The sequence below is a fragment of the Burkholderia aenigmatica genome, assembly GCF_048627025.1.
Classification (GTDB): Bacteria; Pseudomonadota; Gammaproteobacteria; order Burkholderiales; family Burkholderiaceae; genus Burkholderia; species Burkholderia aenigmatica.
Window position 1 is genome coordinate 1,489,451 of the sequence record NZ_CP184469.1, and the last position, 19,337, is coordinate 1,508,787.

19 protein-coding genes are annotated in these 19,337 nt (G+C 63.5%); 6 read left to right on the plus strand and 13 right to left on the minus strand.

Annotated features, from left to right (window positions below):
• The first annotated feature begins 11 nt into the window (after positions 1 to 11).
• The gene (locus ACN8ZM_RS23695) at positions 12 to 662 is read left to right on the plus strand and encodes a DUF2625 domain-containing protein (RefSeq protein WP_420212554.1); all 651 of its coding nucleotides are present in this window, start codon (positions 12 to 14) and stop codon (positions 660 to 662) included.
• A gap of 338 nt (positions 663 to 1,000) precedes the next feature.
• On the opposite strand, the gene ACN8ZM_RS23700 is transcribed toward ACN8ZM_RS23695, so the two are convergent.
• Positions 1,001 to 1,489 carry a hypothetical protein gene (locus ACN8ZM_RS23700; protein ID WP_420212555.1) on the minus strand — a complete coding sequence of 163 codons (489 nt, stop codon included), beginning with the start codon at positions 1,487 to 1,489 and terminating at the stop codon, positions 1,001 to 1,003.
• A 176-nt stretch (positions 1,490 to 1,665) separates the two neighbouring features.
• On the opposite strand from ACN8ZM_RS23700, the gene ACN8ZM_RS23705 reads away from it, so the two are divergent.
• Positions 1,666 to 3,006, plus strand: a complete 1,341-nt coding sequence (locus ACN8ZM_RS23705) for a helix-turn-helix domain-containing protein (protein WP_420212556.1) — start codon at positions 1,666 to 1,668, stop codon at positions 3,004 to 3,006.
• 17 nt (positions 3,007 to 3,023) lie between these two features.
• On the opposite strand, the gene ACN8ZM_RS23710 is transcribed toward ACN8ZM_RS23705, so the two are convergent.
• The 4 genes from ACN8ZM_RS23710 to ACN8ZM_RS23725 form a co-directional block, all read right to left on the minus strand.
• Positions 3,024 to 3,440, minus strand: coding sequence for a lysozyme inhibitor LprI family protein (locus ACN8ZM_RS23710; protein ID WP_420212557.1), 417 nt, complete (start codon positions 3,438 to 3,440; stop codon positions 3,024 to 3,026).
• A gap of 44 nt (positions 3,441 to 3,484) precedes the next feature.
• Positions 3,485 to 4,858: an HdeD family acid-resistance protein gene (locus ACN8ZM_RS23715; protein WP_420212558.1), complete on the minus strand. Its 1,374-nt coding sequence runs from the start codon at positions 4,856 to 4,858 to the stop codon at positions 3,485 to 3,487.
• A 73-nt stretch (positions 4,859 to 4,931) separates the two neighbouring features.
• Positions 4,932 to 5,711 carry a DUF4105 domain-containing protein gene (locus tag ACN8ZM_RS23720; RefSeq protein WP_301766598.1) on the minus strand — a complete coding sequence of 260 codons (780 nt, stop codon included), beginning with the start codon at positions 5,709 to 5,711 and terminating at the stop codon, positions 4,932 to 4,934.
• A gap of 195 nt (positions 5,712 to 5,906) precedes the next feature.
• Positions 5,907 to 6,680 (minus strand): SDR family oxidoreductase, encoded by a 774-nt coding sequence (locus ACN8ZM_RS23725; RefSeq protein WP_043183442.1) that lies wholly within the window; start codon positions 6,678 to 6,680, stop codon positions 5,907 to 5,909.
• Positions 6,681 to 7,088: 408 nt separating this feature from the next.
• On the opposite strand from ACN8ZM_RS23725, the gene ACN8ZM_RS23730 reads away from it, so the two are divergent.
• A complete protein-coding gene (locus tag ACN8ZM_RS23730) occupies positions 7,089 to 7,475 on the plus strand; it encodes a hypothetical protein (protein ID WP_420212559.1) in 387 nt (128 codons plus the stop codon).
• Positions 7,476 to 7,642: 167 nt separating this feature from the next.
• Here the strand turns inward: ACN8ZM_RS23730 and ACN8ZM_RS23735 are convergent, their stop codons facing one another.
• Positions 7,643 to 8,035 carry a hypothetical protein gene (locus ACN8ZM_RS23735; RefSeq protein ID WP_420212560.1) on the minus strand — a complete coding sequence of 131 codons (393 nt, stop codon included), beginning with the start codon at positions 8,033 to 8,035 and terminating at the stop codon, positions 7,643 to 7,645.
• Between the two features lie 626 nt (positions 8,036 to 8,661).
• Between ACN8ZM_RS23735 and ACN8ZM_RS23740 the strand changes: the two genes are divergently transcribed.
• Both ACN8ZM_RS23740 and ACN8ZM_RS23745 read left to right on the plus strand, forming a co-directional pair.
• Entirely contained in the window at positions 8,662 to 9,249 is a 588-nt protein-coding gene (locus ACN8ZM_RS23740) for an IMPACT family protein (protein ID WP_043183437.1), read from the plus strand.
• A 263-nt stretch (positions 9,250 to 9,512) separates the two neighbouring features.
• A complete protein-coding gene (locus ACN8ZM_RS23745) occupies positions 9,513 to 9,803 on the plus strand; it encodes an H-NS family nucleoid-associated regulatory protein (protein WP_420212561.1) in 291 nt (96 codons plus the stop codon).
• A gap of 55 nt (positions 9,804 to 9,858) precedes the next feature.
• Here the strand turns inward: ACN8ZM_RS23745 and ppk2 are convergent, their stop codons facing one another.
• From ppk2 to ACN8ZM_RS23780, 7 genes are all read right to left on the minus strand, one after another.
• Positions 9,859 to 10,824, minus strand: a complete 966-nt coding sequence (ppk2, locus tag ACN8ZM_RS23750) for a polyphosphate kinase 2 (protein WP_205823298.1) — start codon at positions 10,822 to 10,824, stop codon at positions 9,859 to 9,861.
• Between the two features lie 89 nt (positions 10,825 to 10,913).
• A complete protein-coding gene (locus ACN8ZM_RS23755; RefSeq protein ID WP_420212562.1) occupies positions 10,914 to 12,305 on the minus strand; it encodes an OmpW/AlkL family protein in 1,392 nt (463 codons plus the stop codon).
• 7 nt (positions 12,306 to 12,312) lie between these two features.
• Positions 12,313 to 13,608 carry an HlyD family secretion protein gene (locus tag ACN8ZM_RS23760; RefSeq protein WP_420212563.1) on the minus strand — a complete coding sequence of 432 codons (1,296 nt, stop codon included), beginning with the start codon at positions 13,606 to 13,608 and terminating at the stop codon, positions 12,313 to 12,315.
• A 12-nt stretch (positions 13,609 to 13,620) separates the two neighbouring features.
• Positions 13,621 to 14,625, minus strand: coding sequence for a hypothetical protein (locus tag ACN8ZM_RS23765; RefSeq protein ID WP_205823627.1), 1,005 nt, complete (start codon positions 14,623 to 14,625; stop codon positions 13,621 to 13,623).
• Complete coding sequence (locus ACN8ZM_RS23770; RefSeq protein WP_420212564.1) at positions 14,622 to 16,742, minus strand: peptidase domain-containing ABC transporter; 2,121 nt, start codon at positions 16,740 to 16,742, stop codon at positions 14,622 to 14,624. The genes ACN8ZM_RS23765 and ACN8ZM_RS23770 overlap by 4 nt, the downstream gene beginning before the upstream one ends.
• Before the next feature lie 145 nt (positions 16,743 to 16,887).
• A complete protein-coding gene (locus tag ACN8ZM_RS23775; RefSeq protein WP_031396799.1) occupies positions 16,888 to 17,073 on the minus strand; it encodes a hypothetical protein in 186 nt (61 codons plus the stop codon).
• A gap of 223 nt (positions 17,074 to 17,296) precedes the next feature.
• On the minus strand, positions 17,297 to 17,470 hold the full coding sequence (locus ACN8ZM_RS23780) for a hypothetical protein (RefSeq protein ID WP_006495012.1): 174 nt from the start codon (positions 17,468 to 17,470) through the stop codon (positions 17,297 to 17,299).
• Positions 17,471 to 17,751: 281 nt separating this feature from the next.
• On the opposite strand from ACN8ZM_RS23780, the gene ACN8ZM_RS23785 reads away from it, so the two are divergent.
• The gene (locus tag ACN8ZM_RS23785) at positions 17,752 to 19,167 is read left to right on the plus strand and encodes a TolC family protein (RefSeq protein ID WP_175022221.1); all 1,416 of its coding nucleotides are present in this window, start codon (positions 17,752 to 17,754) and stop codon (positions 19,165 to 19,167) included.
• Positions 19,168 to 19,337 lie beyond the last annotated feature (170 nt).

Sequence of the window (19,337 nt, forward strand, 5' to 3'; positions counted from 1 at the left end):
CGGAGAACAACATGCGCCAGTTGGATGAACTGATCAACGAACACGAATCCGCGCTCCCGGCTTTGATCGAGTGGGTAGCGGCAGCCCGTCACCCTTGCGAAATACTGCCCGCATCCGATCGGCGTGGCGAAGTGCTTTCAGCGCTTCAGGTATCCACCCGATCGACCCTGGGGGCCATCGCCTATTCGACCGGCGGCATTCTGGTGGAAGGCGGCTACCTTCGTCTGCTTGGCTCGGGCCACCCCAGGCTGCCCAGAGACATCGTCGGCTGGAACACGGGGCGATCGTCCGGTTTCCTATTGATCGCAGACGATGCCGTCGGCGGCTTCTTCGCGTTGAACGGCGGCGCACTCGGGGAAGACACGGGTTCGGTGTATTACTTCGCACCCGACACGTTGAGATGGGAGCCCCTCGAGATCGGGTATAGCGACTTCGTGCGGTGGTTGCTCAGCGAGAAGCTGCACGACTTCTATGCGAGCTTGCGCTGGTCAGGCTGGCAAGCTGATGTCCAGCATCTGACGACGGATCAATGCTTCAACTTCTATCCGTTCCTGTGGACGAACGAAGGCTCGGTGGAACACAGCAGCCGCCAGGCGGTCAGCGTTTCCGAGCTGTACGCGCTTCATGTCAGTCCCGGATCCGCGGCGTCACGACAACCGTAATCGGGCCACAACCGTGGAATAGCCGCCCCCCGCTAATTCAGCGGCTGCCATAAATTCTTGTGGCGCAGACAGCGATCAATCGGAATGAGGCGTGCCCAGCGCATCTTCGTCACGTCGCCACCGTCAACGGACTCGAATACCATGCACGCGCATGTCAGATAATCCTCTTCGTGAACCGATGAATCCGTATACGACTTCGTCGTATACGGATGCTGGGTCGTTGAACGCATGCACGCCCGGCTGCATCGCTTTCATCGTCTCCGGATACGCTTCGGGTGCCGAGCAGACTTTATGAAACCGTCTCTTAAAACCCCGGGACGCGGGGAGCTTCATTCGTATCAATTATCCGACGCAATGTCCCAGTATCGATCGTTCCAGAATATGGAATAAGAACGGTTGGCATCGAGTGTGTAACTTACAATGCGCCCGCTCTTTGTACCGTTTGCAGTAGAAATGGATACGGTGTATGTGTTGCAGGTAGGATCACCAATATCCATCCGCTGTCCGGGTTGTAAGGTAATGCGGCTCGAGCCGGATTTCCCCGCCCCGTCGCGACATGTCACCACCAAATGATGGACCGAGTCCGGATCGCTTGTGATCGAAAAATCCCCAGCGATTGCCGACGTGGCGATCAATGCTGAAGAAGCGAGCAGCGCCAGGGGAATAATCTTCATTCGTGTTTGCTCCAGGTGTTTGTACAGGTGTGGTTGGTTGTTTGCACTGGTCTCAAAGCTGTAAAAATAGCGAAGGGATCTCCATGAAAAAGTGCCGTCTCGTCTGAAAAACAACAGACTTTTTTGTGCTACCCGACCGAATTGTTTCGCCACGCGTCAGTTTCGTTGTGATTAACTGCAGCCGCTGCGCTGTATACCTCGTATACAGCGCGGCGGCTTATCGACCGGCTTGCACCTCCCTACGATGTCGGCCGTGCGTTGCACTGCTGCCAGCCCAGATTGATTCCCCGGTGTATTCAATTGAGCCACCCAAAGCCTGACCGACCATCATGATTAGCGAATCACCGATCCAGACGCACAGTTTTCACAGCGACGATCCGGACGAAGTTTCGGATTTCATCGAGAAGATTTATGCGGATAACCGCTTTCGCGCGCAGCATGCGGACCGGAAGGCCGTGAATATGGGCGGCCAGGAATGGAACGGAATCGGCATATACGACGTCGATTACGAGATGCCGTTTCATTTCCACTCGTCGGAACCGCGTCCCAATTATTTGTTCCTGTCGTGCCGGCGCGGTGGTTCGACCTATACGAGCGGCGGAACGGTCGCACAATGTGCGGTCGGCGACGTGATGCCGATTTCGTCGACCGGCATGTCGACCTGCGTCACGCAACCGGAGGGTATCGGCCATCTGTCGGTGATTGTCGATGCCGGCGATCTGAACGACTTCGTATCGCAATGGATCGGCAAGCCGCTTGCCGCGCCGGTCAGGTTCGACATGAAGCCGGTCGCGGCGGACGCGGCCATCGAATGGAATGCCGCGGCGGACTGCCTGCGCCGGATGATGCTGTTGACGCCCACACCGGAGGCAGCCATTCGTGCACTGTACGAGCACATGCTGAAACACATGATGTTGCGGCACGGCAGCAACTACAGCGCGCTGTTTGCGACGGATACCTGTGCGACCGAACACACCGCGCGTTCCGCGGTGGCGATGATCGAAACCGACCCGATGCGATGGAAGACGCTCGGCACGATCGCACATGCGCTCGGCTGCCCGACCGGCGCGCTGGAGAACGCGATCCGCCGGCTGACCGGCCAGCCTTCGACCGCGCTGTTTTTCGACGGGCGGCTGTATGGCGTCCGCCGTGCGCTCGCCAAAGGCGACGGCAGTTTCGTCGGCACGCTGCATGCATTTGGCTTCGCGCCGTCCAACCGCTTCGTGAGTGCCTATCGGCAGCGCTTCGGCGAGCCGCCGAGCGCGACTTACCGGCGCAATCCGAACGCGGCCGACATCCGCAACGATTTCCGCGGGCTCGCCGACACGTTGTGTGAAACGAAGGTCAACCGCTTCATCGACGAGTCCCTCGGCAAACCGATCGGCCTCGCCGACCTCGCGCGCCTGGCCTGCCTGAGCGAACACGCGACGATCGCCGCGTTCAAGGAGCAGTTCGCACGCACGCCGATGCAGTACGTGATCGAACGGCGCCTCCAACGCGCGCGCTGGCGACTGTGTCATACGTCCGCGAGCATCCTGTCGATCGCGCTCGAATGCGGATTCGGCAGCCAGAGCTATCTGACGACGCTGATCAAGCGGCATTACGGCGTCACGCCGCGTCAGCTTCGCCTCGCGGCCACGACGGCCCGCAACGACAGCAACGACCGGTAAGCCGTGCGCGGCGTGATTCACTGCGCCGCGACCGGACAGTTCGTCTCACCTTCGCGGCAGTCGAGATAGCGTTGCAGCGCGGCCGATCTCGACTTCGTCGTTTCCTCCAGACATGCGGCACGTGCGAGCGGCTCGGCCGAGCCTCCCGCCACGCCGATCGTCTGGAACGCGCATTCGGTATCGCGAAACGCGATCCATGCGCGCTGCGCTTCGGTCAGCTTCCTCGCACCGTCGCGATCGTCCTTCAGCCGGCTCTGCAATGCGCGGTAGCGACGGTTGAGCTCGGTGTCCGCGCGCGCATAGCCACGGCTCGCGCATTCGTTCATCGCGCGTTGATCCTGCGGATTCGCGCAGTCCGGCGCCGCATGCACATCGTGTGCGGCCAGGACAGCCAGCAGCATCGCAACTGGCGCGAGCTTCGAGCGGATCGTCATGTGTGCCTTCCTCCAGCTTGATCGTGATACGGTTCGCACCCGGGTCACCGCGCAGCGCCCGCGTCCTGCGCACGCCATGCGCGCCGCTGTTGCGACAACCGGCTCGCAGCCACCCGCGCGGCCTTCCACCACGCGAACGGCCGCGGATCGGCCAGCATGCTGAGCGCGCGCGCATAGTCGAGCGCGAGTCCCGGCGTCCACGCCATCGTCACTGCACGCTTGCGAATCTGCGCAGCCACCCACAGTTCCGGCGTGACGAGCACGCGCAGAAAACTGCCCCACCCGGTCCCGCCACCGCGCAACCGGCCGACCGCGCCGTCGATCGCCGCCTCGAGCGCATAGGCGACGGTGCTCGAACAGTTCCGGTGCGTGAGGTTGTACGTCGTATTCGCGCGATAGCGCTCCCAGAATGCGTGCAGCTTCGCGGGGTCGTAATTGCGGATCCGCACACGCACCGTCGACGGGCACCATGCCGTCGACTCCGTCGCATAGTCCGGTTGAAACGTGCCGGGCACGTCGTTCTCGCGCGTCGCGCGCAGGATGCGCCCGAACTCGGACGGCGAGCGGTCGATCTCGGCGGCCGGATACAGGCTGATATAGATCCCTTCCGGGGATTCGAGCGCCGCGTGCCCGGTCGAGATCGTGCCGTTGACGTCGACCGCGGCGATATAGCGGTCGACCACCGGATGGTGCTGAGCCTGCGCCTTCGACGTACCGGCCGGCGTCCACACGTGCACGGTCAGCGCACGCTCGTGGTCGGCCGGCGGGCCGTCCCATTCATTGCGATCGAACCGGCTCGCGCGCGTGGCCAAATCGGCGTCGGGCAGCAACGCGGATCGCCGCGACACGTTGAATGCCGGATTGCGCTCGAGCCGCCGCACGCGAGCGGCGAGCGTCAGCATGTTGATACCGCCGAAGATCAGGAACAGCCCGAGACAGAACGGCAACGTGCCCGCGTAATGCGTCGGATACGGCTGGTAAAAGAACACCGCGATCAGGATCTCGAAGACACCCCACGCGACCGCGGCCCTCCAGCGGCGATACCGGACGATCCAGGCGGATACGCATTGCAGCAGCCCGTCGACGAGAAACAGCGTCCCGAAGATCATCGACAGGATCAGGTTGCCGTGATGGTGCCCGGCAAAGATCAGCACCGAGGCGGCGACGACCGCGATGCCCTTCACGTAGCGCAGCGCGCGTTGCCCGCCGACGCCGGTCCATGCAACCGCGAGCGTCGCCAGCCCTTCGAGCAGGAACAGCCACGCGAACAACGTGATGGGGAAATGCATTGCGCCGTCGAGTGCGTCGACGAATACGACGATCCCTGCGACCGCCCACACAACGCCGATCCAGACGATCCCCGTCGCACGCGTGCGCAGATAGTCGACGCCCAGCAACAGCATTACCAGTCTCACCATGGTCCCTTACCTCATCATCGCCGGCCGCGACTGCGCGATACGCGTGTCGCGAACCTGCGGCCGGGCGCGTGCTTCATTGTTCGTACGTCCGTGCAAGCGGCAGCGACGCGCGGATCGCCGCGGAGAAGTCGCCATCGATCGTCGCGCCGGGCGGGCGTCGAATCAGGCTCGCCGTCTTCAGCGCATCGAACGGCATCGATGCGTCGAGCAGGCCGAGATCGTGCCCGTATCGATCCGCATAGCCACTCAGCAAGACCATCCAGCTGTATCCGACCTCAGGTGCAACCGCCCTGACGTGACGCAGGATGTTCGTCGTACAGTTGTTGAACAGCGTGTTGTAGAACTCCGGGCGGCTTTCGAGCGCATGCACGCGGCGCAGGTAATCCGCAAACAATGCGCGCGCGGTGTCGGACGTGACGTGCGCACGGAACAGATAGACGCGCTCCTTGCGCACATCGCTGCGCACACCGATCAGGTCCCGTTCGTCGGCGACGACGTACACAAGGTCGTACAGCGGCAGGAAGCCTGCGTAGGGCGAATAGCGTTGTCCGTGCCGCCGGCGTGTCTCGATCGAGATCGCCACGTATCGGCCGTCGTCCAGCCCGAAACTCAGGAACACGTGCGCGATCGCCTCGGCCGTCCAGCGCGACACGACCAGATCGACCGTCGTCACCGCATCGAGCGCGAACGTGGCGTCGTAGTACGCAGGCACGCAGTCGTCGCGCGTCCGGTATCTGAAGTTGCGCACGTCGCGCACCGTGACCCGCGGTCCGCGCCATTCGACACGCGCGGCACGCGCGTATTCCGGCACCCACACGGCCGGCGCGCGCGCAAGCCGAATCAGCGACGACAACGGGTTCATTCCAGCCCTGTCGCTACGTCCGGTTGCAGCGCGTCGTCGCCCGTGGCGCGATCACCCGAACCGGGTACGCGCCGCGCGGCAATGCGGCAAGCTGTCGTCGATTTCGTCATGTCGATTCACCCGGTATGCGGTCAGCGAAAGCCAGGCGACACCGATGCCGCGCGATGCCGCTTCGAATGCGGCGCGTTACTTCGTCGTGTACCCGCCGTTGATCAGGATGGTCTGGCCGGTGATCCACCAGCCATCGCTCACCAGATGACGAATGAACGGCACGACGTCCTCGATGTCGGTGAGGCCCGTCGTGCTGAACGGCGACAGCGCGGCTGCCGTCTTGTGATACGCAACCGCATCCGCGCCCTCGGCAGGATAGAAGAACGGCGTATCCATCGGCCCGGGCCCGACGGCGGTCACGGAAATGCCCCGCGCGCCGAATTCCTTTGCCGCCGCGCGCGTGTAATGCTCGACCGGCGCCTTCGTGCCCGCGTATGCCGCGTAGAACGGCGTGAACGCACCCAGCAACGACGTGACCAGCGTGACGATCTTGCCGTTGTCGTTCACGTGCTTGCCGGCTTCCCGCAGAAAGAAAAATGCCGACTTCGCGTTGACCGCGCTCATTTCGTCGTACTCGGCCTCGGTGATCTCGGTGAACGGCTTTTTCAGGACCTTGCCGACCGTGTTGATCGCAATGTCCGGCCGCCCGATCGCCGCTATCGTGTCCGTGAACAGCTTCTCGACCGCGCCCGCGCTCGTCAGGTCGGCCTGGAACGCGACCGCCTCGGCGCCGGCGGCCCGGATCGCCGCGATCGTGTCGACCGCATCGGCCCTCGAGCGCTCGCTGTTGTAATGAATCGCAACCGCTTTCGCGCCCTGCTGCGCCAGATCCCGCGCGATCAGTCCACCGAGATTCTTGGCGCCACCCGCGATCAATACCGTCTTGCCCGTAATCTGATGATCCGCCATCTCCACTCTCCGAGTTTCCGGAAACACGCCGCCTGCATCGGTCGATGGGCAACACTATTCCGCGATTGATTAAAAGCAGGCGCCCTGAACGATTGAATCCCGCACGCTGACAATCCCAAATTCATGGCGGCGAGACATACCGATTTCGAATCAATCAGCGAGCGAAAAAATAACGCAGGCAACGCACCGTGCGCCGAAAATCCTACCTCTAACGGCGACCATAAATTTCCATAAAATCATCGGATTTTTTTGAAAGACGACAGCCTCGTGCTGCGGAACAATCGAGCCGCCTTCAGGCAAGAAAATGCGGCTTTTCTTCAGACAAACCCCGACGCAATGCCGCATCGTCGTTCAGGGTCTGCGTCGCTCAGATGAAAACGTCATTCTTTCGCGCAGGTCCCACTGCTCATGAACGAAATCATTCGCCACTTTCAGACGACCCGCTGCATATCCCAAGGCTATCTGGAGGCCATCGATATCTCGAAACCGCTCAACCGCCACGATGTTTTTGACGTATTGGCTCGGAACGTCGCGGTGTCGTACCTCGAGAGCAGGTTCCCCCTTCCCGTTGGCTTCGATCTGATGCAGCAATTGGTGAGGCTGTCGAATTTCGACTTGTCGCCGTACACGTGGGACATATTCGAGGCTTTCGCGTGCGGCGCCTATCGCACCGACGCCTATCCCGTCGATCTGGATCCGGCGATCCATCACACGATACCGCGCTTGCACGAGGTACTAAACCTCCGTCGCGACAGCTTTTTCGCAACGCAAGCAGCCAACCTGCACACAAATTGAAACCGGTCGAAAGCCGGTTTCCGTCGGTGGCTCATCCGGCATGACTACTTTCGCCTGACGCGGGAATATCCGGCGAGCGGGTCGGATTTTTATCATGTTCTTGCGCGGCACCAGGGCGACTCCGACGTCGCTCCGATGCTGCTTCCCCTGTGTCGTAAACACGCGCCTTACTGAGGTACGACACAAGGTTGCCCCTGCGATTGCACGACGATCTGGTCGGACAGATGTATCCGGTTCGCGAGATCGATCACGCCGAACTGGAAATTGAAACTTTGATAAAAATTCTTGTCCGTCGAACTCGGGATCGGCTCCTTCTTGAAGACCATCGCCGTTTCACCCGGCATCTTTATGATCTGATTTTCATTTGGAGACCAGTCGTCCGCCGCCCAGGTGGAAGCGACCAACTCCCATTTCGGATCGACCGACTGTGCGTGCCCGGCCGCCGAACTCAGCGTTGAAACGTAATTCGACACGGTAATCTGCCCCGACTGCCCTTCCTGAACCAGCAGGAAACCACCCTCGGGTTTGCTGCCCTCTATTTTCTTCGTGACGGGTATCACATATTTCGCATCACTCTCGACAGTCCGGACGAGTCGATTTCATTATCTCCGCCACCGCAAGCAGCCAGCATGAGACCGAGCAGTGCGCCGGCGAGATACATCGATACGAACTTGCGCACGCGTCGCGAAATGACCGTCATCTTTTACCCCCGTATCCCAGATCGCTATTTCGGCTGGACGAGCGTAATTGACAATCCACGTCATTTCTTTCAGAAAACTTGTGGGAAATCCTGAAACAGCAAGCCCGCTAATGGCATCGGTCGCTTCGCGACGGCTGCCGGGCAAGCATGCATGAGGCCGCGCTTGTACCGGGTGCATCCGACGACTCAAGGCCGGCGTACTCCGGCTCATCCGCAGCCCCTCGAATGACCGCACGCAACATTCGATAGCCAGGACTTGCCGACGTACTGACCTCAAGCCTCACCCATCGTGGTCTGAGGCGTGTTCTGGTCGCAACGAAATGCATCGACGCGTGCCACGGTAAAATTCTCTCGCTTCATTCAGACCCATCCATGTAGGCTACCTGTAGGCAAGCCTTGCTTACACGGGCCAACATCGATCAACATAAAATCAAGCAGTCGACTACAAAAGCCATTGATTTCGCTACACTTTTTTTCACCCGGACAATGATCTATTCGCTCGCCACCACCTACATCCGGGAACTCGAGATCCGCAAGAGCCGCTTCATCGCGTACGCAATTCCCGTCGAAGACCGCGACGCGGCGATGCAGGCGCTGCAACGCCTGCGCGACGAGCATCCGGCCGCCACCCACGTATGCTGGGCACTGCTGGCGGGCGGCCAGTCGGGCATGTCGGACGACGGCGAACCGTCGGGCACCGCAGGCCGTCCGATCCTGGAAGTGCTGCGCCATCACGATCTCGACGGCGTGCTCGGCGCGGTCGTGCGTTACTACGGTGGCGTGAAGCTGGGCGCGGGCGGGTTGGTACGTGCGTACACCGATGCAATCGCGTCGGCGCTGCTCGATGCCGAGCGCATCGAACGCATCCGCTACACGCGGCTCGCGATCGAGATCGGCTATCCCGAGGAGGCGCGCGTGCGCCGCTGGATCGAACAAGCGGGTTATGAACTGGTGGACAGCGCGTACGGGATGACGGTGAAGCTCGTGATCAAGCTGCCCGAGACCGCCGACGGGAATGCGCGAACCGAGTTGTTCGACCTGACGCAAGGGCGATCGGGCTTTCCCGATCTGTGACGAACGGCAACCGCCCGCTCCGTCGCCCCGGCCATCTGCAAATTCCGCCGAAAAATCAGATACATCCGATAGAAAAAACGCGCGCCGCCACTTAATCTCACCGGGTTCCCGGCGACTCGCGCCACATACGTCTTACCCGCAGGCCGGCACAGGCAGCACACAACCGCCACCGGCCGAGGCGGCACGCCAAGGCCGGGCGTGCCGACGTGAGGTTCGTCACGCGTCGCCAATCATCCAAAACTCGGCTACGGGATAACGGACGCATGCATCAGATACAGACACTGCAAGCCCAGCTGGCGGAACTCGATCGGCGCATCAAGGCGGCACGGAGCCGCGAACGCAGCGCGGTGCTGGCGCAGGTGCGCGAGCTCGTCACGAGCTACGCGCTGACCGCACGGGAAGTCTTCGGGCAGGGCTACAGCCATCGTGCAAAGCTGTTCACTGTCGGCGTGAAGTATCGCGACCCGGCAACCGGGGCGACATGGAGCGGGCGCGGCCGCGCACCTGCATGGATCGTCGGGCGCGACCGCACCGCGTTCCTGATCCAGGAGTAACGCGCGCCGCGTTGCACGGCGCGCCCCTTCATCGCATCGAACCCGCCACGACCGCTCAGTAAGTATCCGGCACGATCATGTCGTCCGGCGTCGGCCGGCGGATGTAATCCTCGTGATGCTCGCGCGGCGGCAGGTCGATCGGCGCGTGCGGCACCTCGTGATACGGCACCTGTTGCAGCAGATGGTGAATGCAGTTCAGCCGCGCGCGCTTCTTGTCGACGGCCTGCACGACCCACCACGGCGCCTCCGGAATATGCGTGCGCTGCAGCATCTCTTCCTTCGCGGCCGTATAGGCTTCCCAGCGGCGGCGGCTTTCCAGGTCCATCGGACTCAGCTTCCACTGCTTCAGCGGATCCTCGATCCGGCTCTGGAAGCGCACTTCCTGCTCGTGATCGGTGATCGAGAACCAGTACTTGACGATCTGGATTCCGCTGCGCACCAGCATCTTCTCGAACTCGGGCACCGAACGGAAAAACTCCTCGTATTCGTCGTCGGTACAGAAGTTCATCACGCGCTCGACGCCCGCGCGGTTGTACCAGCTGCGGTCGAACAGCACGATCTCGCCGCCGGCCGGCAGATGCGCGACATAGCGCTGGAAATACCATTGCGTGCGCTCGCGGTTGCTCGGCGCGGGCAGCGCGGCAACCCGGCAGACCCGCGGGTTCAGCCGCTGCGTGATGCGCTTGATCGCGCCGCCCTTGCCGGCCGCGTCGCGCCCCTCGAAAATGACGACGAGCCGGTGCCCCGTGCTCACGACCCAGTCCTGCAACTTCACGAGCTCGCCCTGCAGCCGGAACAGCTCGCGGAAATACTCCTTGCGTGCCTCGCGACGTTCCTGCGAGAACAGCAGGTCGTCGTTGTCGTCGAAGCGGCGGTCGTCGAGCTCCATCTCGAGCTCTTCGTCGTACGCGTCAACCAGATCTTCCTCGAAACGGCGCTGGCGCGCCTCCATCGACTCCATCGACTCCATCTCGGTGAGGTTGTCGGTTCCGGTCTCGGTGCGGGTATCGTTGTCGCCCATGGGGCCTCCTTCCATCATTGACGCAGCCAAACTCCGCCATTATCCCAGTGTCGCGCGTCAAAATCATGAAATGAGGGCCGCCACGCCCGTCAGAAGCGGTACGCGAGCAGCACGCTGGCCAGCACGGGGTTCGCGGAGATATCGAACGTGTTCGACGCGAGCTGCCGGTTCGGCTGGTCGATATCCAGCGTGATCTTGGTGCGCAACGGGATATAGGTCACCATGCCGGTGATCCAGAACTGGCGCGTGATCTGGTAGCTCGCGCCGACGGTGAACACCGGCTCCCACACGCTCTTCACCTTCGCCGATACGTTGGTCTTCCCCGACAGCAACAGGTCGCCGCCGGCATCCCAGATGCGCTGGAACAGCGACGGATCAAGCAGCAGCGACTGCAGGCTGCCGATGTCCCCGCCCGCTGCGAGCAGCCCGCCGAGCGACGCGAGCTTGCGCTGGAACACGGGATTCAGGTTCGTGTTCGTGAAGCGCGTATAGCTGATGCCGATGCCCGCGAACGGGCGGAAACGATCGTCGCGCTCGCCGAGGTAATACTTGAACACGACGGACCCGAGCCACGCGCGCGTGGTCGCGAGCGGGTTGCTTTGCGTGTTCGCGAGATCGATCAGCGGCAAGCGCCCCTGGACACCCGAAAAAATCCGGTCGAGCGGCAGCGCGATACTGCCGTTCCCGCGCAGCGTCAGTACCGGCGGGATGCCCCCGCCGAGTTCGGCCGCCCAGTTCTCCGAGAAAAAGTGGGTAAACGTGAACGCCAGCGTGTTCGTATTGCTGAGCGACAGGCTCGAGCCCTGGTTCTGGAAGCTGTTCAGCCCGAGTGCGTCCGTGTGCGTCGTCACCGGCGTCGATCGGCCGGTCGTGCCGACGAAGTGCCAGCCGAGAGCGACCATGTTGCGGTCGTCGCCCATCAGCTGCGTCAGCAGCGGCGGCGCCTGGGCGGCCGGCAGATCGGGCAGCCGCGACGGGTCGATGGGATGCAGTTCGTACGGCATCCGGTCGGCATGGACGACGCCGCGCGCCGGCGCGTCGTTCGCCGCCTCCTGCGCGGCGCCTGGCTTGCAGCCGGTGCCGGCGTCACCGCCGCCGTCGTCGAAGCCGATGCCGGCCGCGCCGTCGTCGCGCGTGGCCGCACATGCGCGCCCCGCCCCGCTGGGTCGCTGGCCGAGCGTGATCTTGCGCGCCGTCAACGGGACGGCGTCGGGTTGCGGCCCACTGTCCGAATCGTCGCGCCCACGGCGGGCCGGCCCCGCATCGGTCGCCCACGCGCTCGCATCGAATCCGTCCGCGTCACCGCCCGGCCAGAAGCCGATCCCGTCGGCCCCGGCCTGCCAGCGTGGTTCGGCGTCGCCGTCCGGCTGCGGTGCGCCATGCGCGGCGGCCGCGCAGGCGAACAGCGTCACGCCGAGCCAGCGCGACAGCGGACGCACGGCGCCCGGCCGCACGCGGCGGCAGTGCTTGTCCCGGCTCACCATCGGCTCAGGCCGGCACGCCGAACAGGCGTTGACGGATCCGGTACAGCGGCTCGAACAGCCATTCGAGCAGGCTGCGCCGCTCCAGCACGATGTCGGCCTTCAGCATCATCCCGGCCCGCAGCGACAGCGGCCGCCCTTCGAATGCCGGCGAGCGGTCGGCCAGCTCGACCCAGGTCTTGAAGTAGGTCTGCGGCGTGGCGGCATCGCCCGGCAGGTTCAGCTCCTTCGCAGAAAACGCGACGGGCGAGATCGACAGCACCTTGCCGCGATACGTGCCGAACTTCTCGACCGGATAGCTTGCGTACGCAACCTTCACTTCCTGCCCCTTCTTCACGAAGCCGGCCTTCGACGACGGGATGTAGACCTCGGCGATCAGCCCGTCGGCCTTCGCGGGCAAGATCTCGACGACGCGCGTGCCCGGCGGGTCGATCACGCCGCCCTGCACGACGTCGAGCCGCACGATCTGCCCGTCGGCCGGCGCGTACAGCACCTGGTTCACGTTCTCGTCGATGTTGTATTCCTTCGCGTTCAGCTCCTCCTGCTTGATCTTCAGTTCCGCGTTCGCGCCGTCGTACTTGCTCTGCATCGTGTCGAGGTCGCCGCGCAGCTTCATCGCGTTCTTCGCGAGCTCGGCGCGGCGCAGCAGCAAGTCCTGGTATGCCTGCCCGGCCTGCAGGTACTGCGTGTTGACCTGGTTGTACTGCTCGAGCGTCACGACCTGTTCGTCGAGCAGCTGCTTCACGCGCGCGCGTCGTTCGCCGTACTCGTCGACGATGCGCTTCTGGTCCTGGATCTGCCGGCCGATCAGCCCGCTGCTCTCGCCCTGCGCGGCGATCTGCTGGTTGATCTGCTGCACCGACGACTTGTATTCGAGCCGCGCCGCATCGATCTGCTGCGTGACCTCGACGCGCTGCCGGTCGAGCGCCGCGCGCATCCCCTGCACGTTGTTCGCCTGGCTCACGAAGCTCGTGTCGCGCGTCACCGCCAGCAGCCGCTGGCCGGCCTTCACGTGCTGATCCTTGCCGACGTAGATGTCGCGCACGGCCCAGCCCGGCGGCGCGCTGACGCCGATCAGCCCCGAGCGCGGCGTCAGCATCCCCGACACGCTCTCGGTGTTCGCATAGCTCAGTTCGACGAGCGCGGTCACGAACATCGCGAACATCGCGAGCGACAGATAGCAGAAGAACCGCATCGACACCGGCACGTCGACGACGCCGTGGATCACGGTGCCGAAGGTCGTGCCGCGCGCGAGCTTGCGCGACGGCTTCTGTTCTCGGAGGGCGGAGTTCCAGGTCGGCATGGGGCGGGCTCGTCAGGAGCGACGCCGCGCGGCTGCATCGAGCAGCGGCGCCGGCATCAGGTAAGGCGTGAAGTGTTCCCAGAAATGCCACTGCTCGGGCTGTTGCACGAGCGCCTGCTCGAGCCGGTCGACGATGCGCTGGTGCGTCGCGCGCACGGGCGACGCGTCGTCGTCCGCGCCGAGCATCGGCGCGAGCGGGCTGGCCGCGAGCTCGGTGAAATGCACCGCGCAGCGATCGCGGAACGGCACGCCCGTCGCATACGCGACGAGCAGCGGAATCCCCTGCTCGACCGCGAGCTTCACGCCGCCGCCGGCCATCCGCACCCAGCGGCCGCCGAGCCGGCAGCGGTTGGTCTTGCCGAACTTGCCGTGCAGGTCGGAGAACAGCAGGAATACGGGCGCCTCGCGGCGCAGGCTCGTGATCAGCCGGCGCAGGTGCACACGCTCCTCGATGTCGATGAATTCGACTTCGCCGGCACCGTATTCGGCGACGAGCCGCAGCGCATCGTCGAAGAACGCGCCGGGCGCATCGCGGTGCAGGATCACCATCAGCTTGCGGTCGTCGGGAATCATGAAGCGCAGCTTCGTGACGAACAGCATCAGGTTGCCGAAGTGCAGCCCCGCGAGCATCAGCGGGCCACCGCGCGCGAGCGCCGCCTGCAGTTGCGCGTCGCCTTCGCACGCCATCCCGTCGATCATCGACTTCATCGCTTCGAGGCTGTGCGTCCGCAGTTTGAGCCCCGCGAACTCGGCTTCGAACAGTTCGCGCACGATCGCCGCCGACACGTCCCGCACGCGTCGCGGATCGTCGTTCAGGTGTGCGCTCAGCATGTATGCGACCGCGCGCTCGATCGACTCGCGAATGCACGGAAAGCAGCGCAGGCATGCGCCCGAGCACCAGCGCATCAGCCGCAGCCCGCGCGCGGGCGACGTGCGCAGCGCGACGGCGCGCACCGCGCGCCGCACGAGGAACGCATACGAGAATGAATTGAACAGAAAGAGTCGTCCGAGCATCACCGCGTCTCCTCGGCCGAACGCCATGCGTCGGTCGCATCGGTCAATACGCCGTCCTGCATCTCGTAGATCCGGTCGACCATCGACAGGATCGACGCATCGTGCGTGACGAGCACGATCGTGCACGGCAGCGTCAGCACGTTGCGGCAGATCTCGTGCGTCGTCGCCTGGTCGAGGTTCGACGAAAATTCGTCGAGGATCAGCAGGCGCGGCTCGCAATACAGCGCCCGCGCGATCAGGAGCCGCTGCATCTGCCCGGCCGACAGGAATTTCTGCGTATCGCCGAGCGGCGTGTCGTAGCGATGGTCGAGCCGCTCGATCTCGTCGTGGATGCACGCGAGCTTTGCCGCGTCGAACATCGCGCCGATCCGCGGCGCGGGCGCGAAGTTCGTGATGTTGTCGCGGATCGTCCCGCGAAACAGCTGGTCGGACTGCGTGACGGCCGCGAGATGCTTGCGGTACTGCCGCAGGTTCACTTCCGCGAGATCGACGCCGCCGACGAACAGCGTGCCGGGCTCGGGCCGCACGAGCCCGCAGATCAGGTTCAGCAGCGTCGTCTTGCCGCTGCCGGTGCGGCCGACGATCGCGATCTTGCCGCCCGCCGGCACGTCGAGCGCGATGTCGCTCAGGATCGGCCGATGGCCGCCCTTCGGCGTGTACGACAGCGCACGGATCGACAGTGCGCCGTCGAAACCGTCGACCGGCCGCACGACCGCGTCCGGCGCGGGCTCCTCGGTCTCCGTCTGCAACACGTCCGCGACGCGGTCCATATGCACCTGCAACACCTTGCGGCGCACATAGAGCTGGATCGAGTCGATGAACTTGTCGGCGAACAGGTTCTTGTACTGGATGAATGCGTAGATCACGCCGATCGTGCTCTGCCCATGCATCACGAGCCACGCGCCGTACGTGACGATCACCAACTGCTCGACGTGCACGATCCCTTTCGAGATCGCATCGAACAGCAACTGCAGCCGCTCCTGCTGGCGCATCGCCTGCAGCTTCTGCGTGAACGCGTTGACCCACAGGCTGCTGCGCGCGGTCTCGGCCGACAGCAGCTTGATCGAGTGCGCGGAGCGGATGTTCTCGATCAGCAGCGCGTCGGCTTCGGCACCGCGTGTGAGGATCTGCGACATCGCGTCCTGCAGTTGCGGCTGGATCGCGAGCCGGCTCAGCGCGAACAGCACCATCCCGGCCAGGCTGATGCCGGCCAGCACCGGGCTGTAGTACAGCATCAGCACGAGCGTCAGCGTGCAGGTGACGATATTGAGCAGCCCGCCAACGAGGCCATCAACGAGAAATCGCCCGACCTCCGACACCGACGACACGCGCGAGATCGAATCGCCGGTGTTGTGGAACAGGAAGTAACCGATCGGCAGCCGCGCGAGATGCCCGACCATGTTCGCCGACAACTGCTGCGACACGATGTTGCGCAGGTAGCTCTTGATGTTGCCGACGAGGTTCGCGTAGAGCGTGTCGAACAGGAACACGATCGCGAACAGGATCGTCAGCAGGTACAGGATGTCGACGTCGGTCTTCTTCAGCGCCTCGTCGATCGTCAACTGAACGTACGACGGGCCGAGCAGCAGCAGGAGCTGCGCGGCGACGCCGCCCGCGATGCCGATCGCGAGGCTCTTGCGGATGCCGGTCAGCCCTTCGAGGTAGTCACGCAGGCGGATCCGGTCGGCCTGCCCCGCCCGCGTGAAGCCGATGTCCGGATTCAGTTCGAGCGCATAGCCGGTGATGTGCGTGAGCGCCTGCGCGAGCGGCAGCTTCGTCTCGCCGAGTGCGGGGTCGACGATGTGCACACTGCCATAGCCGACCTTCGTCAGCACGACATAGTGGTTCATCCCCCAGTGCAGGATGCACGGCGTCTTGAGCGCGTCGAGCTCGCCCGCGTCGAACTGCAACCCGCGCGCACGCAGGCCGAGATCGTTCGAGATCTCCATCAGGTCGAAGAACGACAGCCCGGAATCGATCCGGACGGGATAGCGGTTGCGCAGCGTGCGCAAGGTCATTTCGCGCCCGTGCCACGACGCGATCATCGCGAGGCAGGCCAGGCCGCACTCCGTCACCTCGTCCTGCAGGACCGGACGGACTTTACGCGTATTGAAGAGCATGGTCGGACACCCGGGGCGCGCCGACGCGCCGCCCGGGCCTGCCGGTAGCGGGCCCGTGGCGGGTCGTGCGCGATACGCATGGGCGCAGCCGGCACGCTGCCGGCTGCGACGGAAGATCGGTGTTACCGGCCGCTTGGCGGGCCGCTCAGCGCGACGAGCCGAGCGACATCCGGAACTGTTCGACGGCGCGGGTCTGGTACTGGGTCATCAGGCCCTGGAGCGTGGACCCGATCGACTGATTGACGAGATCGACCGTATAGGCAGCCGAATTGGAGTAAAGCGACGCGCCGCCGCGAATCTGGCGGGCCTGTTCTTCCGTGATGTCTCGCATTTGTTGTGGCCTTTATATTGTCGGAATGCCCGCCACCGTCAGCCAATTGCAATCAAAATGGCCGTTAACTTTATTACGGGGATAATCCGGCACTCCTGCCTCCTGATAATCGCCCCAACCGGAAATAATGTATTTCCGATTCGATTTTTCCACTGCGGCGATCGATTCTTTTCCTTCTGTTTCGCAGCATTTCGCGCGGGGGGCGCCTCCCCGCGCACGGCGGTTACTTGCCGGTGTTATTGAACGTCTTCGGGTTCTGCAGGTAATTGCCGAGGCTCGGCAGGAACTGGCCGAGCGCGGTCACCACCGGCGCGGCGTCAACAGCGAGGCTACCCAGCGAGCTGATCGCACCGCCGCCATGCACATTCCTGACCTGTTCCGTCGTCATGACCTTCATCATTCTCTCCTCGTAAAAAATAAAGATGATGCAAAGAACCTTCATTGAAAGACAAACGGCTTTTAATCCCTAGCGACTTGTTAATCTAATAATCACTGCGATTACGAGCCGAAATCAGGCTATCATGCGATCGCATCGGAATTCAATGGAGGACACACTCTTACAGGTGCGTTTTCCGATGCGTCACGGATGGCAGGCATTCACGCTGTTTGAATTTCAATTTCAAAACGTTTAAATCCCGCCGCAATGCGTTGCGGCACGGGCAGGAGACGGAGACGGCCATGTTTGAAACGAGGCGCGCGAATCGCGGATCGGCGACACCGAGTGCGGGTAATTCCCTATCAAGTTTTTCGACTAGGTGGAATCCCCGACTTGCAACCGTGACATTGTTCGCTGTAACGATAATCGGAGTGTCCGCAAACGCGCACGCGTTCTGCCTCGACACCGCCTTCCAGTACGCGGTCGTGCACGATCCGCGCTACCTGCAGGCGCGCAGCGAATACGACGCGGCGCGCCAGAAATTCCCGGAAGCACGCGCACAGATGTTGCCGCAGGCTGCCGCGCAACTCGAATGGGGACGCTACGGTACGCACGCGAACCTGTTCGGCATCGATGTCAGCGGGTCGAGCAATGCCGCCTACGGTTCCGCGCAGGTCACGCAGGCGCTGTTCAACGTGCCCTACCTGTACGACATGCGGCGCGCGACCGAGTACGAGGAATCGTCGAAACAGAAACTCGAGGTGGCGAGGCAGGACCTGATCCTGCGTGTCGCGAATGCGTGCTTCGACCTGCTCAGCGCGCGCGAGAAACTGCAGTCGGCCGACGACGAAGTGAACGCGCTCACCCGGCTCGAAAGCGATACGCGACGCATGGCGCAGCTCGGGATGAAGACGATCGGCGATACGGCCGAAATCGAGGCGCGCCGCAGCCTCGCGCAATCCGACGAAGCCCTCGCGCAAACCGACGTCGACGCGCGTCGCGCGCGCTACGAGACGCTGCTCGGTTCGACGATCGATTTCTCGCGCTGGCCGCGGCTCGCGATGCGCGGCTCGTCGCCGCGCATTCCGTCGGGCGAATACGCGCCGCAGGACAACCCCGCGTACCGGCAGGCGTATCGCGACGTCCAGGTCGCGCGGCTCGCCGCGAAGCGCGTCAGCGCCGAGCACTTGCCGACCGTCGACCTGTTCGCGTCGTATTCGCGCGGGCTCAACCCGAACCTGCGCGGGCTCACCGATCGCTCGGACTTCCATCAGAGCGCGATCGGCGTGCAGGTGACGATCCCGATCTTCTCCGGCGGCAGCGTGTACTACCGGCAGGTGGAGGCCGAGCACGTGACCGAGCAGTACCGCAACCGGCTGCGCGAGGTCGAGGAGCAACTGGGCACCGATCATCGCGAGGCGCTGTCCGCGCTCGAATCGGTCGGCAAGCGCATCCGCGCGCTGCAGCAGTCGCTGCAGGCCGCGCGGCTCGCGTACGATTCGTCGATGAAAGCGCATCAGGTCGGCTACAGCACGACGTACGAAACGCTGAACCTGCGGCGCGACATCTCGGGCATCCGGCAGAAGCTGTTCGACAGCTATCTCGATGCGCTGAAGCTGCAGTTGAAGCTGAAAAGCGTGCTCGGTACGCTCGATGAACAATCGCTGATCGCGGTGGACAGCTTCCTCGAAAGCAACGCGGCGAATGACCGTGGTTGAATGCGGTTCGATGCGCATCGGCACGCGTAAAAGGTTGTACGCGCAACCTTGTTCGCCGCGCCGATGCGCCAGCACGACGAATACGGACGCCGCATCGCGCAGCTCGAGCAACGCGTGATGTCCGCGCGCACACGACAACGCTGCTGATGCAGCACGACGCGATCAATAGC

Excerpts from the sequence above, each read along its gene's own strand:
- ACN8ZM_RS23785 (WP_175022221.1), top strand. The coding sequence starts at position 17,752 with ATGTTTGAAACGAGGCGCGCGAATCGCGGATCGGCGACACCGAGTGCG.
- ACN8ZM_RS23740 (WP_043183437.1), top strand. The coding sequence starts at position 8,662 with ATGATCTATTCGCTCGCCACCACCTACATCCGGGAACTCGAGATCCGC.
- ACN8ZM_RS23775 (WP_031396799.1), bottom strand. The coding sequence starts at position 17,073 with ATGCGAGACATCACGGAAGAACAGGCCCGCCAGATTCGCGGCGGCGCG.
- ACN8ZM_RS23730 (WP_420212559.1), top strand. The coding sequence starts at position 7,089 with ATGAACGAAATCATTCGCCACTTTCAGACGACCCGCTGCATATCCCAA.
- ACN8ZM_RS23705 (WP_420212556.1), top strand. The coding sequence starts at position 1,666 with ATGATTAGCGAATCACCGATCCAGACGCACAGTTTTCACAGCGACGAT.
- ACN8ZM_RS23695 (WP_420212554.1), top strand. The coding sequence starts at position 12 with ATGCGCCAGTTGGATGAACTGATCAACGAACACGAATCCGCGCTCCCG.
- ACN8ZM_RS23715 (WP_420212558.1), bottom strand. The coding sequence starts at position 4,858 with ATGGTGAGACTGGTAATGCTGTTGCTGGGCGTCGACTATCTGCGCACG.
- ACN8ZM_RS23780 (WP_006495012.1), bottom strand. The coding sequence starts at position 17,470 with ATGAAGGTCATGACGACGGAACAGGTCAGGAATGTGCATGGCGGCGGT.
- ACN8ZM_RS23770 (WP_420212564.1), bottom strand. The coding sequence starts at position 16,742 with ATGCTCTTCAATACGCGTAAAGTCCGTCCGGTCCTGCAGGACGAGGTG.
- ACN8ZM_RS23745 (WP_420212561.1), top strand. The coding sequence starts at position 9,513 with ATGCATCAGATACAGACACTGCAAGCCCAGCTGGCGGAACTCGATCGG.
- ACN8ZM_RS23710 (WP_420212557.1), bottom strand. The coding sequence starts at position 3,440 with ATGACGATCCGCTCGAAGCTCGCGCCAGTTGCGATGCTGCTGGCTGTC.
- ACN8ZM_RS23760 (WP_420212563.1), bottom strand. The coding sequence starts at position 13,608 with ATGCCGACCTGGAACTCCGCCCTCCGAGAACAGAAGCCGTCGCGCAAG.
- ppk2 (WP_205823298.1), bottom strand. The coding sequence starts at position 10,824 with ATGGGCGACAACGATACCCGCACCGAGACCGGAACCGACAACCTCACC.
- ACN8ZM_RS23725 (WP_043183442.1), bottom strand. The coding sequence starts at position 6,680 with ATGGCGGATCATCAGATTACGGGCAAGACGGTATTGATCGCGGGTGGC.